The organism is Corallococcus sp. CA049B (assembly GCF_003611685.1).
Classification (GTDB): Bacteria; Myxococcota; Myxococcia; order Myxococcales; family Myxococcaceae; genus Corallococcus; species Corallococcus coralloides.
Map to the genome: position 1 here is coordinate 1 of NZ_RAWC01000031.1, position 16,418 is coordinate 16,418.

Below are 16,418 nucleotides of genomic sequence, written 5' to 3' on the forward strand. Positions count from 1 at the left end.
CTCGCACCCCGCCCCGCCCCTGATTCACGCACTCCCCGCCGGGCCCGGGGCCGGAATGGCGCCAATGTGGGTGGGGGGGGATTGCTCGCACGCGCGTCAGGCGATACATGCGCGAAACAACGCCCCTTCACGGCGGGTGCTGATTGCGACTGACCCTTTGAATTCCTGTCTAGCCGGGAGCCAGCAGCGCCCCGGCCCCTGAATCCGCGTCTCCGTGCTCCCCGTGCACGGAACACCCCCGCCTCCCAGGAGTCGCGTCATGCCTTCCGGATCCACGCCCGGTTCTTCCCCGGTCCCCGACTTTGCGTTTTCCACCCTGGTTGAATTGCTCCGCGTTCGCGCGAGCACCCAGGGAGACCGCCGGGGTTTTACGTTCCTGCTGGACGGGGAGACGGACGAAGCGCACCTGACGTACGCGGAGCTGGATCAGAAGGCTCGCGCCATCGCGGCGGCGCTCCAGGCGCGCGGGGCCCAGGGCCAGCGGGCGCTGCTCTTGTACCCGCCCGGGCTGGACTACATCGCCGGGTTCTTCGGCTGTCTGTACGCGGGCGTGATCGCGGTCCCCATCTATCCGCCGGACCCCATGCGCCTGGCGCGCACGCTGCCGCGCCTGCTGGCCATCAGCCAGGACGCGCAGGCCACCATCGCCCTCACCACCGACTTCATCTACGGCATGGGGGAGATGCTCTTCGAGCAGGCGCCGGAGCTGCGGGAGCTGCACTGGATCGCCACGGACACGCTGGACGCGGAGGTCGCCGAAGGCTGGAAGGACCCCGGCGTGGCCACGGACACGCGGGTGTTCCTCCAGTACACGTCCGGCTCCACGTCGTCGCCCAAGGGCGTGGTGCTGACGCACGGCAACCTGCTGCACAACTCGAAGCTGATCCACTCGTGCTTCGGTCACTCCACAGAGAGTCAGGGCGTCATCTGGCTGCCGCCGTACCACGACATGGGCCTCATCGGCGGCATCCTGCAGCCCCTGTACGGCGGCTTCCCGGTGACGCTGTTCTCGCCGGTGGACTTCCTCAAGCGCCCCATGCGCTGGCTGGAGGCCATCTCCCGCTACAAGGCCACCACCAGCGGCGGGCCGAACTTCGCGTTCGACCTGTGCGTGCGCAAGAGCACGCCGGAGGAGCGCGCGAAGCTGGACCTGAGCCAGTGGGACCTGGCCTTCAACGGCGCGGAGCCCATCATGCCGGACACGCTCCGGCGCTTCGCGGAGGCGTTCGGTCCGCAGGGCTTCCGCTCGGAGGCCATCTATCCCTGCTACGGCCTGGCGGAGGGCACGCTCATCGCCTCTGGCGGTGACAAGCGCGAGCTGCCGGTGCAGCGCACCGTGGACGGGGGCGCGCTGAAGGACAATCGCGTGGTGGCGAAGGAGGCCGCGAGCCCCGGCGCCCAGACGCTGGTGGGCTCCGGCCGCAACCTCACGGATCAGCGCCTGGTCATCGCGCATCCGGAGACGGGCGCGCCGCTGCCGGCGGGCCAGGTGGGCGAGATCCGCGTCGCCGGGCCCAGCATCGCGCAGGGCTACTGGGGCCGCGAGGAGCAGACGCGGACCACCTTCCAGCAGCCGCTGCCCGGCACGGGGGACCCGACGCCGTTCCTGCGCACGGGCGACCTGGGCTTCCTCGCGGACGGCGAGCTGTTCGTCACCGGCCGGCTGAAGGACCTGATCATCATCCGCGGGCGCAACCACTACCCGCAGGACATCGAGCGCACGGTGGAGTCCGCCCACCCCGCCATCCGCCCCGGCTGCACGGCGGCGTTCTCCATCGAGCAGGACGACGAGGAGCGCCTGATCGTCGTGACGGAGGTGGACCGCCGCGCGGTGGAGCGTGACGGCGTGGACCTGGACGCGCTGGCGCAGGGCATCCGGCAGGCCGTCGCGGCCGGGCATGAACTGCAGGCCCAGGGCGTGGTGCTGCTGGGACCGGGCGCCATCCCGAAGACGTCCAGCGGGAAGATTCAACGCTTCGCCACCCGCGCGGAGTACGTCGCGGACACGCTGGAGGCGCTGCACAAGAGCGTCCTCGCCGCCGCGCCCGCCCCCGCGCCCGAGGCCGTGAAGACCGCCGCCCCGGAAGCCGCCGCCGCGCCCGCGCCCGTGGGCCCGGACACCAGCATGCTGCGGAAGATGCTGGCGGTGGTGACGGACGTCACCGCGCGCCGGGCCATGGTGGCGGTGTTCCTCCAGGAGCAGGCCGCGCAGGTGCTGCGGCTGCCCACGGCGCAGGTGGACGTGCAGAAGCCGCTGCATGCCTACGGCGTGGACTCGCTGATGGCCGTGGACTTCAAGAGCGCGGTGGACGCGGGGCTGGGCATCGACCTGCCGCTGTCGGACGTGCTCCAGGGCGTGTCGCTGTCGAAGCTGGCGGAGGTGGTGGTGACGCTGATGTCGGCGCCCCCGTCCCAGCAGGCCTCGAGCGCGGTGGCCGCCTCGTCCGCCACGGGTGACGCGCCCCTGTCCGGTGGACAGCAGGCGCTGTGGTTCATGCACCAGCTCGCGCCGGAGAGCGCCGCCTACCACGTGCCCGTCGCGGTGCGCGTGCGCGCGGGGCTGGACGCCAACGCACTGAAGGGCGCCTTCGAGGCGCTGGTGGCCCGCCACCCTGCCCTGCGCACCACGTTCGTCATGGCGGCCACCGGCCCCGTGCAGCGCGTGCACGCGGAGCCGCAGCTGGACTTCGTCGTCACCGACGCGAAGGGCTGGAGCGACGCGCAGGTGGCGGAGCACCTGTCCGCCGAGGCCCGCCGCCCGTTCGACCTGGAGAAGGGTCCGCTCCTGCGCGTGCGGCTGGTGTCCCGGTCCGCGGAGGACCACGCGCTGCTCATCGCGATGCACCACATCGTCACCGACTTCTGGTCGCTGGCGGTGATGGCGGAGGAGCTGGACGCGCTCTACCCGGCGCTCAAGCTGGGCAAGCAGCCCACGCTCGCGCAGCCCGCTCGCACCTACGCGGACTACGCGCGCTGGCAGTCGGAGATGCTCACCGGTGCTCGGGGACAGGCGCTGGAGAAGTACTGGCGCGAGCAGCTGTCCGGCACGCTGCCGGTGCTGGACCTGCCCACGGACCACCCGCGTCCCCCGGCGCAGACCTTCAACGGCCGCGTCCACACCACCCGGCTGGACGCCAACGTCGCGAGCGCGGTGAAGACGCTGGCGCGCGAGCACGGCGCCACGCCGAACATGGTGCTCCAGACGGCGTTCCAGGTGCTGCTGCACCGCTACACCGGCCAGCAGGACTTCACGCTGGGCGTGGTGAGCGCGGGCCGCGGACGCGCGGAGCTGGCGGGCATCACGGGCTACTTCGTCAACCCGCTGGTGGTGCGCACGCGGCCGTCCCCCGCGCTGTCCTTCACGGACTACCTGGCCCAGACGCGCCAGACGATGCTGGGCGCGCTGGAGCACCAGGACTACCCCTTCAGCGCGCTGGTGGATCGGCTGCAGCCGGTGCGTGACCAGAGCCGCTCGCCGCTGTTCCAGGTGATGTTCGTCTACCAGCGCGCCTCCAAGCTGGACGAGCGCGGCCTCACGCCCTTCGCCCTGGACATCCCGGGCGCGAAGTCCACCGTGGCGGGCCTGCCCATCGAATCGCTGCTGCTGTCGCACGGCGGCGCGCAGTTCGACCTCACGCTCACCATGGGCGAGGCGGACGGCGAGCTGGTGGCCTCCTTCGAGTACAACACCGACCTCTTCGAGGCCGGCACCATCGAGCGCATGGCCGGGCACCTGGCCACGCTGCTGTCCGGCATCGCCGCGCAGCCGGGCCGCGCGCTCGCGGGGCTGCCGCTGCTCACGCAGGCCGAACAGCAGCAGCTGCTGGAGACCTGGAAGGGTCCGCGCGTGCCGCTCACGCAGGCGGACATGCTCCCTGCCCTCTTCGCGGCGCAGGTGGCGCGCACGCCGGACAACGTCGCGGTCCTCTTCAAGGACGCTCGGCTCACCTACCGGGAGCTGGATGCGCGCGCGGGTCAGCTGGCCGCGTGGCTGCGCGGCGCGGGCGTGAAGCCGGGCGACATCGTCGGCATCTGCCTGGAGCGCTCCGTGGAGACGCTGGTGTCCGTGCTGGCGGTGATGGCCGCGGGCGCGGCGTATGTGCCCATCGACCCGGCCTACCCCTCCGAGCGCGTGGCCTTCATCCTGGGCGACACGCAGGCGCCGGTCCTCATCACCCAGTCCTGGCTCCAGCGCACGCTGCCCTCCGGCACGTCCGCGCGCACGCTGTTCGTGGACCAGCCGTTGGACGGTACGCTGTCCTCCGCGCCCGCCTCGACGGTGGCGGCCGGGGACCTGGCGTGCCTCGTCTACACCTCCGGCTCCACCGGCCAGCCCAAGGGCGTGATGCTGGAGCACGGGGGCCTCGCCAACCTGGTGCGCTCGTTCGTGGAGTCCTACGCGCCTACGGCAACGGACCGGATGCTGCCGCTCACGTCGGTGGCCTCCGCCAGCTTCGTGGGCGAAATCCTCCCGCTCCTGTGCACGGGCGGCGCGCTGGTGCTGCCCACCGAGGATGAGATCCTCGACCAGGAGAAGCTCTTCCAGCTGATCACCCGCCACACCGTCACCATCGTGAGCACGGTGCCCGCGGTCATCGCCGGGCTCAACGCGCGCCTGGAGCATCTGCCGCCGCTCAAGCTGGTGCTCTCCGGCGGCGAGGCGCTGGTGGCCAGCGACGTGGAGAAGCTGCTCGCCACGGTGCCGGTGGTGAACGGCTACGGCCTCACGGAGACCACCGTGTGCTCCACCTACCACCGCATGGCGGTGGAGGACCTGCAGGGCCACGCGTGGGTGCCCATTGGCCGGCCCGTCATCAACACGGACGTGTACGTGCTGGACGCGGAGCGCAACCTGCTGCCCGTGGGCGTCGCCGGTGAGCTGTACGTGGGCGGCCTGGGCGTGGCGCGCGGGTACTGGAAGCGGCCGGAGCTGACCACGGAGCGCTTCGTCACGGATCCGTTCCATGCCGGCGAGCGCCTGTACCGCACGGGCGACCGCGCGCGCTGGCTGCCGGACGGCGTGCTCACGTTCCTGTCCCGCGCGGATGATCAGGTGAAGATCCGCGGCTTCCGCATCGAACTGGGTGAGGTGGAGGCCGCCGTGCGCCGCCACCCGGCCGTGAAGGACGCGTTCCTGATGGCGCGCGAGGACTCGCCCGGCGACAAGCGCCTGGTGGCCTACGTGGTGCTGGGCGAGCCCGCGCCCACGCACTCGGACCTGAACACCTTCCTCGCGGAGGGGCTGCCGCCGTACATGCTGCCGTCCGCGTACGTGCCGCTGTCCGCGCTGCCCCTGTCGCCCAACGGCAAGGTGGACGCGAAGGCGCTGCCCGCGCCGGAAGGAGCGCGCCTCACTTCGGGCGTCGCCTACGCCCAGCCGCAGAGCGCGGTGGAGCGCAGCGTGGCGGCCATCTGGGCGGCGGTGCTGAAGGTGGAGCGCGTCGGCCTCAACGACAACTTCTTCGAGCTGGGTGGCAACTCGCTGCTCATCGCGCAGGCCCACCGGCGGCTGCGTGAGGAACTGGGCGCGGACCTCGCGCTGGTGGACATGTTCAAGTTCACCACGGTGAGCGCGCTGGCCCAGCACCTGGCGAACAAGGGCGAGGACTCGGGCGCCGCCTCCCAGAAGATCAAGGACGAGGCGGAGCGCCGCCGGGCCGCCCAGGCGCGGCGTCAGCAAGCGCGCGGCCGCGGCAAGTAACCAACGACTTTCAGTCACACCCCAAGATTTCGAAGGACGGCTCCATGAGCACTGACACAACCGAAGTGGATGGCATCGCGGTCATCGGCCTGGGAGGCCGCCTGCCCGGTGCGAAGACCATCTCCGAGTTCTGGAAGAACCTCACCGGCGGAGTGGAGAGCATCACGTTCTTCACCGATGAGGAGCTCATCGCGGAGGGCGCCGACCCCGCGATGGTCCGCGCGCCCAACTACGTGAAGGCCCGCGGCACGCTGGGCGACACGGATCAGTTCGACGCGGCCTTCTTCGGGATGAACCCCCGCGAGGCCGCGCTGATGGACCCGCAGCACCGCGTCTTCCTGGAGTGCGCGTGGGAGGCCATGGAGAGCGCCGGCTACAGCCCGGAGCGCCAGCCCGGCCGCGTGGGCGTGTTCGGCGGCATGAGCATGAACACGTACCTGCTCTCCAACCTGTACTCGCACCTGGCGCACGTCGCGGGCGTGGAGAGCCTCCAGGCGTCCATCGGCAACGACAAGGACAGCCTCACCACGGAAGTGGCGTACCGCATGGACCTGAAGGGGCCGGCCGTCACGGTCCAGTCCTCGTCCTCCACGTCGCTCACGTGCATCCACTACGCCTGCCAGAGCCTCCTGTCGTTCGAGTGCGACATGGCGCTGGCCGGTGGCGTGTCCATCCACTTCCCGGAGAAGGCCGGCTACCTGTACCACGAGGGCGGCACCACGGCGCCGGACGGCCACTGCCACACGTTCGATGAGGAGGCCGCGGGCTTCGTCGCGGGCCACGGCGCGGCGGTGGTCGCGCTCAAGCGCCTGTCGGACGCGCTCAAGGACGGCGACACCGTCTACGCGGTGGTGCGTGGCTCGGCGGTGAACAACGACGGCTCGCAGAAGGTCAGCTACATGGCCCCGGCCGTCGCGGGTCAGGCGGAGGTCATCGCCCTGGCTCAGGCCGTCGCGGGCGTGGACCCGGACTCCATCGGCTACGTGGAGGCGCACGGCACGGCGACCAAGGTCGGTGATCCGATCGAGGTCGCGGCGCTCACCCAGGCCTTCCGCCAGGGCACGGACAAGAAGAACTTCTGCGCGCTGGGCTCGGTGAAGAGCAACATCGGCCACCTGGACTCGGCGGCGGGCGCGGTGGGCTTCATCAAGGCGGCCCTCACGCTGCACCACAAGGTGATTCCGCCCAGCCTCAACTTCAAGACGCCCAACCCCGCGTGCGACTTCCCCAACAGCCCGTTCTACGTGAACACGGAGCTGCGCGACTTCCCTCGCGGTGAGACGCCGCGCCGCGCGGGCGTCACGTCGCTGGGCATGGGCGGCACCAACGCGCACGCCATCCTGGAGGAGGCGCCGGAGCTGCCCGCCACCGACAAGGCCCGCCTGCCCGCGCAGGTGGTGCTGCTGTCCGCGCGCACGGAAGCCTCGCTGGAGGTCGCCACGGACCGGCTGGCCGCGCACCTGCGCGACAACCCGGACGTGGACCTGGCGGATGTGGCGTACACGCTCCAACTGGGCCGCAAGCGCTTCGGCAAGCGCCGCGCGGTGGTGGCGCGCACCACTGCGGAGCTGGCCTCCGCGCTGGCGGAGCGCACTCCGGGCCGCGTCTTCTCCGGCAGCGCGGAGAACAGTGGCCGCCCGGTGATGTTCATGTTCTCCGGGCAGGGCTCGCAGTACGTGGACATGGGCCGCGAGCTGTACGAGACGGAAGTGCTCTTCCGCGCCCAGGTGGACACCTGCGCGGAGAAGCTCAAGCCGCACCTGGGCCTGGACCTGCGCACGGTGCTGTACCCGGCCGCGGAGTCGCGCGAGCTGGCGTCGGAGCGCCTCAAGCAGACGGGCCTCACCCAGCCCGCGCTGTTCGTCATCGAGTACGCGCTGGCGAAGCTCTGGGAGTCGTGGGGCGTGACGCCGCACGCGATGGTGGGCCACAGCATCGGTGAGTACGTGGCCGCGTGCCTCGCGGGCGTCTTCACCCTGGACGACGCGCTGGCGCTGGTGGCCGCGCGCGGCCGGCTGATGCAGTCGCTGCCCGCGGGCTCCATGCTCGCGGTGTCGCTGCCGGAAGAGCACGTCACGCCCATGCTGCCGGACGGCCTGTCCGTGGCGGCGGTGAACAGCCCGGCCACGTGCGTGGTCGCGGGCCCCACGCCGCTCATCGACGCGTTCGTGGAGACGCTGAAGCTCCAGGGCCTGGCGTCCTCGCGGCTGCACACGTCGCACGCGTTCCACTCCGCGATGATGGACCCCATCCTGGACGCCTTCCGCGAGGCGGTGCGCAAGGTGGCCCGGAAGGCGCCCACGAAGCCCTACCTGTCCAACGTCACCGGCACCTGGGTGACGGCCGAGCAGGCCACGAGCCCCGACTACTGGGCGAAGCACCTGCGTGGCGCGGTGCGCTTCGCGAACGGCGTGGGCGAGCTGCTCAAGGAGTCCGACGCCATCCTGCTGGAGGTGGGCCCTGGCAACACGCTCGTCACCCTGGCGCGGCAGCACCCGGACAAGGGCGCGAAGCACGCGCTGATCAACTCGCTGCGCCACCCGAAGGAGCAGGTCGCGGACCTGGACCACGTGCTGGCCACGCTGGGCCGGCTGTGGCTGGAGGGCGTGGAGGCGGACTGGGACGCGTTCCGTGGCGGGGAGAAGCGCCGCCGCATCGCGCTGCCCACGTCCCCCTTCGAGCGTCAGCGCCACTGGGTGGACCCGCGCAAGGAGACCGCCGCCGACGGCGAGCGCGCCGAGTGGGCGTCCGCGGATCAGAAGCAGCCCGTGGCCCGCTGGTTCTACCTGCCGTCGTGGCAGCGCGCCCTGCCGTCGCCGCAGGGCACCTGGAGCGAGAAGAAGGCCACCTGGTGGCTGCTGCTCCCGGACGACTCCAACGAAGGCCTGGGCGCGCGGCTCGCGCTCAAGCTGGGCGAGGCCGGCCAGGACGTGGTGCGCATCACCCCGGCCGCCGTCACCGCGAAGCACGACGAGCACCACTGGTCGCTCGCGCTGGGCGGCGAGGCCACGGTGCTGGAGGCGCTCACCGCGCAGGGCCGCGCCCCGGACCACGTGCTGCACCTGGGCACGCTGGGCCTGGGTGACGCGCACGGCGAGGCGGACTTCGAGTCCGTGCTGGGCAAGGGCTTCCTGGGGCTCTTGTCCCTGGCGCAGGCCCTGGGCCGTCAGCCCGGCACGCGGCCCGTGTCGCTGGTCGCGGTGACGAACCGCATGCAGGCGCTGGGCGACGAGGCGCCGAACCCGGAGCTGGCCACGGTGCTGGGCCCGGTGCGCGTCATCCCGCAGGAGTACGGACACCTGTCCGCGAAGGCCGTGGACGTGCGCCTGCCCGTGTCCGGCAGCTGGCAGGAGACGGTGCTGGTGGAGGCCCTGCTGTCGGAGGCCGCCACGCCGTCCAAGCTGGAGACCGTCATCGCGTACCGCGGCGGCGCCCGCTGGGTGCAGCACTTCGAGCACGTGCCGGCGGACGCGCCGCGCACGGCCCAACTGCCGCTGCGCGACGGGGGCGTGTACCTGCTCATCGGCGGCTTCGGCACGCTGGGCTTCTCCCACGCGAAGTCGCTGGCGAAGCGCACGAAGGCGAAGCTGGTGCTCGCGGGCCGCACGGCGCTGCCGGAGCGCTCGCAGTGGGACGCGCACCTGTCCGCGCAGGGCGAGGACGACTCCGTCTCCCGCCGAATCCGTCAGGTGCGGGAGCTGGAGGCGCTGGGCGCGCAGGTGCACACCGTGTCCGTGGACGCGGGCAACAAGGTCCAGGTCCAGGAGGCCGTGGACGCGGCGCTGACGCACTTCGGCGCGCTGCACGGCGTGGTGTTCGCGGCGGGTGACGTGGGCCAGGCGCTCTTCCGCGCCATCCCGGACACCCGCCCCGAGGACGTGCGCGACACCTTCCACGGCCGCGTGCGCGGGCTGTACGCGCTGGAGGAGGCGGTGCGCGGACGCGCGCTGGACTTCTGCGTGCTGTCGTCGTCGCTGGCGGCGGTGCTGGGCGGCCTGGGGCTCGCGTCGTACTCGGCGGCCACGTCCTTCATGGACGCGTTCGCCACCAAGCAGGCGCAGACGTCGCCGGTGCCGTGGATGAGCGTGGGCTGGGACGCGTGGCAGTACGAGTCCCGCGCGGGCGGCGCGCAGAGCCCGTTCGGCGCGCTGGCCATCACCGCCTCCGAGGGCGAGGACGCCTTCGAGCAGCTCTTCCAGCTGGGCGCCGTCTCCCACGTGGCCGTGTCCACGAGCAACCTGCGCGCACGCGCGCGCAAGTGGGCCCAGCCGGCCGCCGCGCAGGAGCAGGCGGAGGCGAAGCAGGAGGCGGGTTCATCCCTGGGCACCACGCCCCGGCCCGCGCTCCAGAACGCCTACGTGCCGCCGCGTGACGAGCTGGAGGAGAAGATTGCCCGCCTCTGGCAGACGACGCTGGGCATCGACCAGGTCGGCGTTCACGACAACTTCTTCGAGCTGGGTGGCAACTCGCTCGTCGGCGTGAAGCTGATTGCCCGCGTGCGCGAGCAGTTCGGCGTCGCGCTGCCGGCCGTCACCCTCTACGAAGGCCCCACCGTGGGGGCGCTGGCCAAGCTGCTCAAGGCCGCCAGCGGCAGCGAGGACACGGAAGCCGCGCCCGAGGAGACCGAGGCGCTCAGCCGCGGGGAGCGCCGCCGTGCGCGCCGCGCGAACCGCCGGGGCGACAGCGCCTCCGACGAGGAGTAGCCGTCCCCTCCCCCCACCTTTCGAAGCCGAGCACACCCCATGTCCGCTGAATCGAACATCGACGCGCAGGCCATCGCCATCGTCGGCATGGCCGGACGTTTCCCCGGCGCTCCCGACCTGGACTCCTTCTGGAAGAACCTGCGCGAAGGCGTGGAGTCCATCCAGCCCGTCCCCGACGCGGAGCTGGAGAAGCTGGGCGTGGACCCCGTCCTGCGGAAGGACCCGCGTCATGTGAAGGCCAGCGCCGCGCTCGCCGGCATGGAGTTGTTCGACGCGGGCTTCTTCGGCTTCACGCCTCGCGAGGCGGAGCTGATGGATCCGCAGCACCGCGTCTTCCTGGAGTGCGCGTGGGAGGCGCTGGAGAAGGCGGGCCACACGCCGGAGGGCTTCGACGGCTCCATCGGCGTGTTCGCGGGCGCGGCCACCAACACGTACCTGGTGTTCCACCTGGTCCCCAACTTCGACCAGCTGAGCGGCATGGACCAGGTGCAGGTGGACGTGAACAACGGCGGCGACTTCCTGGCCACCCGCGTCGCGTACAAGCTCAACCTGCGCGGCCCCAGCTACTCCATCACCAGCGCGTGCTCCACGTCGCTCGTGGCCACGCACGCGGCCTGCCAGAGCCTCTTGAATGAAGAGTGCGACCTGGCCCTGGCCGGCGGCGTGTCCGTGCACGTGAAGCACCCGGAGGGCTACCCCTTCGCGCCCGGCGGCATCGTGTCCCCGGACGGCCACTGCCGCGCGTTCGACGCGAAGGCGGAGGGCACGGTGTTCGGCAGCGGCGTGGGCGTGGTGGTGCTCAAGCGGCTGGCGGACGCCATTGAAGACGGCGACCACATCCACGCCATCATCAAGGGCAGCGCCATCAACAACGACGGCGCGCTGAAGGTGGGCTTCACCGCCCCCAGCGTGGAGGGCCAGGCCACCGTCATCACCGAGGCCCTGGGCGCGGCTGGAGTGGCCCCGGAGACCATCGGCTACCTGGAGGCGCACGGCACCGGCACGAAGATGGGTGACCCCATCGAGGTGCGCGCGCTCAACAAGGCGTTCAAGTTCCGCTCGGCGGCGGCGAAGGCGAACCCGCCGAAGATTCCGGTGGGCTCGCTCAAGAGCAACATCGGCCACCTGGCCAACGCGGCCGGCGTGTCCAGCCTCATCAAGGCGGTGATGACGCTGGAGAACCGGCAGATTCCGCCCAGCCTCCACGTGACGGAGGTGAACCCGGAGATTCCGTTCGCGGGCGGCCCGTTCTTCGTCAACACGAAGCTCGCCGACTGGCAGGCGAACCCCAAGCACCCGCGCCGCGCGGGCGTGAGCTCCTTCGGCGTGGGCGGCACCAACGCGCACATCGTGTTGGAAGAGGCGCCCGTCCTTCCCGCGTCCGGCGCGTCCCGCCCGGCGCAGCTGCTGGTGCTGTCCGCGAAGAGCGACGCGGCGCTGGACGCGGCGACGAAGAACCTGGCCGCGCACCTGAAGGCGCACCCCGCGCAGGCGCTGGCGGACGTGGCCTTCACGCTCCAGACGGGCCGTCAGGCCATGGCGAAGCGCCGCGTGCTGGTGTGCCGCAACCGCGACGACGCGCTGGCCGCGCTGGAGGCGGAGGGCAGCCCCCGCCTGTGGACGCACGTGCCGGACGTGCACGAGCGGCCGGTGGCCTTCCTGTTCCCCGGCCAGGGCTCGCAGTACGTGGGCATGGCGCGCGACCTGTACGCGTCCGAGCCGGCCTTCAAGCGGCACCTGGACGCGTGCGCGGACAAGCTGACGCCGCACCTGGGCCTGGACCTGCGCGCGGTCCTCTTCCCGGAGGCCTCCAAGGCGGAAGCCGCGACGCAGGCGCTGACGCGCACGGAGCTGACGCAGCCCGCGCTCTTCGCCGTGGAGTACGCGCTGGCGAAGCTGTGGATGGCCTGGGGCGTGAAGCCCTCCGCGATGCTGGGGCACAGCATCGGTGAGTACGTGGCCGCGTGCCTCGCGGGCGTGTTCAGCCTGGATGACGCGCTGGCGCTGGTGGCCGCGCGCGGCAAGCTGATGCAGGGGCTGCCCTCCGGCGCCATGCTGTCCGCGAAGCTGGAGGAGTCCGCGCTCAAGCCGCAGCTGCCCGCGAACATCAGCGTGGCGGCGGTGAACGCGCCGGGCTTCACCGTGGTCGCGGGCCCCACCGACGCGGTGGACGCGCTCCAGGCGAAGCTGGAGGCGCAGGGCGTGGAGGTGTCGCGGCTGCACACGTCGCACGCCTTCCACTCCGCGATGATGGACCCCATCCTCGCGACCTTCACCGCGCGCGTGCGTCAGGTGAAGCTCAACGCGCCCACCCTGCCCTTCCTGTCCAACGTGACGGGCACCTGGATTGAGGCCGCGCAGGCGACGGACGCGGGCTACTGGGCCACGCACCTGCGCCAGGCCGTGCGCTTCTCCGCGGGCCTCCAGGAGCTGTCCCGCAAGTGGCCGCAGGCCGCGCTGCTGGAGGTGGGCCCCGGCACGGTGCTCACCACGCTGGCGAAGCAGCAGCCGGGCGCGGAAGCGCGCGTGCTCATCTCCTCCACGCGCCACCCGCGCGAGCAGGCGCCGGACCTCCAGGTGCTCCTGAGCGCGCTGGGCCGGCTGTGGCTCAACGGCGTGACGGTGGACTGGAAGGGCTTCGCGGGCAACGAGCAGCGCCGCCGCGTGCCGCTGCCCACCTACCCCTTCCAGCGCGAGCGCTACTGGATCGACGCGAAGCCGCTGGGCGGTGGAGCCCGCGCGGACGCGCCCGCGTCGCTGGCGAAGCGCTCGGACGTGGCGGACTGGTTCTACGCGCCGTCGTGGAAGCTGTCCCCGCTGCCCAAGGCGAAGGACGCGGCGGGCGGGGGCTGGCTTGTGCTCGCGGACGACACCGGCGTGGCGGAGGCCCTGACGCCGAAGCTGGGCGGGGACGTCTTCCGCGTCGTCCCCGGCGCGCGCTTCGAGCAGCGCCCGGACGGCACGTTCACGGTGGACCCGGCGCGCCGCGATGACTTCTGCGCGGTGCTGGAGGCGTTGAAGAAGCAGGGCCGCGCGTTCTCCAACGTGCTGCACCTGTGGAGCCTGTCGCGCCAGCCGGCGTCCCAGGAGAAGGCGCTGGACCTGGGCTTCCACAGCCAGCTGTTCCTCGCCCGCGCCCTGAGCGAGACGGGCCACCTGGAGCCGCTCACCTGGTCCGTGGTGACCAGCCGCTCCGCCCGCGTGGAGCAGGCGGACGCGCAGCTGCCGGAGCAGGCGCTGCTGGTGGGCCCCTCGCGCGTGCTGCCGCAGGAGTACCCGAACCTCTCCTGCCGCTTCGTGGACGTGGTGCCCGGCGACGCGAGCGCGGTGGTGGACCGGCTGGCCGCGGAGCTGGGCGCCGAACCGCGTGACGCGGTGGTGGCCCTGCGTGGCCGCCAGCGCTGGGTGCAGACCTTCGAGCCCGTGCGCCTGGAGGCGGCCGGCGCGGAGGTGCTGCGCGACGGCGGCGCGTACCTCATCACGGACGGCCTCACCGGCATCGGCCATGCGCTGGCGTCCGAGCTGGCCACCGTGCACCAGGCGAAGCTGACGCTGGTGGAGACGCCGGACTTCCCCAGCCGCGGTCAGTGGACGGCGTGGGTGGAGAAGCACGGCGTGCAGGACGCGGTGTCCCGCCGCATCCAGCGCGCGCTGGCCCTGGAGCGCACGGGCGTGGAGATGCTGGTGCTGCCCGCCTCCCTCACCGACGTGGAGTCCATGCGCGGCGTGGTGGACACGGCGGTGGCGCGCTTCGGCCGCATCGACGGCGTCATCCACGCGGCGGGCGGCATGCAGGGCGCCACGCTGGGCACCATCGCGGAGACGGGCCCGGACGAGTGCGCCTGGCACTTCCGCCCGCAGGTGCACGGCGTGCGGGTGCTGGAGCAGGTGCTCCCGAAGGAAGGCCCCGCGTTCTGCCTCCTCGTGTCGTCGCTGTCATCCGTGCTGGGCGGCCTGGGCCAGGTGGCGCAGGCCTCCGCCAGCGCCTTCATGGACGCCTTCGCGGAAGCGCGCACGGAGGGCTTCGCCTACCCGTGGTTGAGCGTGGACTGGGATGCGTGGCAGTTCGCGGACGCGCAGGCCATGGCGGAGCTGTCACCCACGCTGGCCCAGTTCGCCATCCAGCCCGCCGAAGGCCTGGAGGCGCTGCGCCGCGCGCTGTCGCATGGCGAGAGTGGCCGGCTCGCGGTCTCCACGGGTGACCTGGCCGCGCGCCGCCGTCAGGGGCCTCGGGCCGCGAAGGCGGAGAAGGGCAAGAAGGACGCGGCGAAGGGCAACAAGCACGCGCGGCCCTCCATCCTTACGCCCTACGCGGCGCCTCGCACGGAGCTGGAGAAGACCGTCGCGGGCATCTGGGAGCAGGTACTGGGCATCGACGGCATCGGCATCAACGACAACTTCTTCGAGCTGGGCGGCCACTCGCTGCTGGCCACGCAGCTGCGCAACCACATCCACGCGGTGCTGAAGGTGGACCTGTCGCTGCGCGGCCTCTTCGAGACGCCCACCGTCGCGGGTGTCGCCGGGCGCGTGGAGCAGGAGCTGGGCAAGCGCGCAGCCTCCACGGAGAAGCCCATCGCGGAGCGCCTGCGCACCGCGTTCCCCACCGAGCGCCCCGCCCTGCTCACCGAGTACCTGCGCCACCACATCTCCGAAGGGCTGCGCATTCCCCAGGACAAGCTGCCCGCCGACGGCAGCCTCAAGGGCTACGACCTGCACGCGCTGGGCGCGGAGCTGGAGTACGACCTGCGGCAGGACTTCAAGTTCCAGCTCTACCCGCACGAGGTGCAGGCGCACCCGTCCATCCCGGAGCTGTCCAGGTACCTGCTGGTGGAGATGGACCGGCTCCAGGATCCGCAGCGCTTCGCGGAGAACAAGCCGCTGTCCGCGTATCCGCTGAAGCCTTATCGAACCCAGACGTCCGGCGCGCAGCGCACCAACACGGCGAAGAAGAACCCGCCCATGGTGTTCGTGCACTCCAGCCCGCGCGCGGGCTCCACGCTGTTCCGCGTGATGCTCGCGGGACACCCCCGGCTGTTCTGCCCGCCGGAAGTGAACCTGCTCTTCTTCGAGGGCATGCGCGAGTGGCGCGAGAACATCGGCTTCGGCTCTGAGATGGAGTGGACCACGGGCGGCCTGCAGTGGGCGCTCATGGAGCTGGAGAAGCTGGACTCGCCCGCTGGCGCCGCGCTGGTGGACCGGCTGGTCGCGGAGGACGTGTCCGCGCAGGACGTCTACCGCCGCCTCCAGGAGAAGTCCGCGCCCAGGCTGCTCGTGGACAAGACGCCCACGTACGCCATGGACGTGGAGACGCTGGAGCGCGCGGAGCGGATGTTCGAGGGCAACAAGTACATCTACCTCTACCGCCACCCGCTCCCGGTGATGGAGTCCATCCTCCGGATGCGCTTCGACCGCCTCTTCGCCGCCGGCCTCTTCGGCGACGCGGACGTGGATCCCTACGTGGTGGCGGAGACGGTGTGGGCGCTGTCCAACCGGAACCTGCTCAACTTCTTCGACGGCATCGGCCGCGAGCGCTGCCACTGGGTGCGCTACGAGGACCTGGTCGCGGACCCCACGAAGGTGATGACCGGCGTGGCCCAATTCCTGGGGCTCGAGTTCGACGAGCGCATGGTCCAGCCGTACGACGGCAAGAAGGACCGCATGATGGGTGGCCTGGGGGACCCGAACATCCTCCAGCATCAGGGCATCGAGAAGAAGATGGGCGAGTCCTGGAAGCGCATCAAATGGCCCCGCCCCTTCGACGCCTCCACCCACGCGGTGATTGAGCGGCTGGGCTACTCCGTGGAGGGCGCCACGCCCACGCAGCCCCTGGTGGCCGCGCAGCCGGTGGCCACGCCCGCCGCGAAGCAGAAGGTCACGGCGGCCGAAGCGGAGAAGTTGCTGGAGAACATGGATCAGCTGTCGGACGAACAGGTGGCGGAGCTGCTCGCGGTGATGGAAGACGCGGGCGGCGGTGACGGCGGTGACAGCAGCAGCAGCGAGGACGCGGCCTGAAC

3 protein-coding genes are annotated in these 16,418 nt (G+C 71.7%); all 3 read left to right on the forward strand.

Annotated features, from left to right (window positions below):
* The first annotated feature begins 325 nt into the window (after positions 1 to 325).
* Genes D7W82_RS10015 through D7W82_RS10025 form a run of 3 tightly spaced genes read left to right on the forward strand, consistent with a single transcriptional unit; the run spans position 326 to position 16,416 of the window.
* The gene (locus D7W82_RS10015; protein ID WP_158617627.1) at positions 326 to 5,701 is read left to right on the forward strand and encodes a non-ribosomal peptide synthetase; all 5,376 of its coding nucleotides are present in this window, start codon (positions 326 to 328) and stop codon (positions 5,699 to 5,701) included.
* Positions 5,702 to 5,745: 44 nt separating this feature from the next.
* Positions 5,746 to 10,404 (forward strand): type I polyketide synthase, encoded by a 4,659-nt coding sequence (locus tag D7W82_RS10020; RefSeq protein ID WP_120618124.1) that lies wholly within the window; start codon positions 5,746 to 5,748, stop codon positions 10,402 to 10,404.
* Positions 10,405 to 10,443: 39 nt separating this feature from the next.
* A complete protein-coding gene (locus tag D7W82_RS10025) occupies positions 10,444 to 16,416 on the forward strand; it encodes a type I polyketide synthase (protein WP_120618125.1) in 5,973 nt (1,990 codons plus the stop codon).
* Positions 16,417 to 16,418 lie beyond the last annotated feature (2 nt).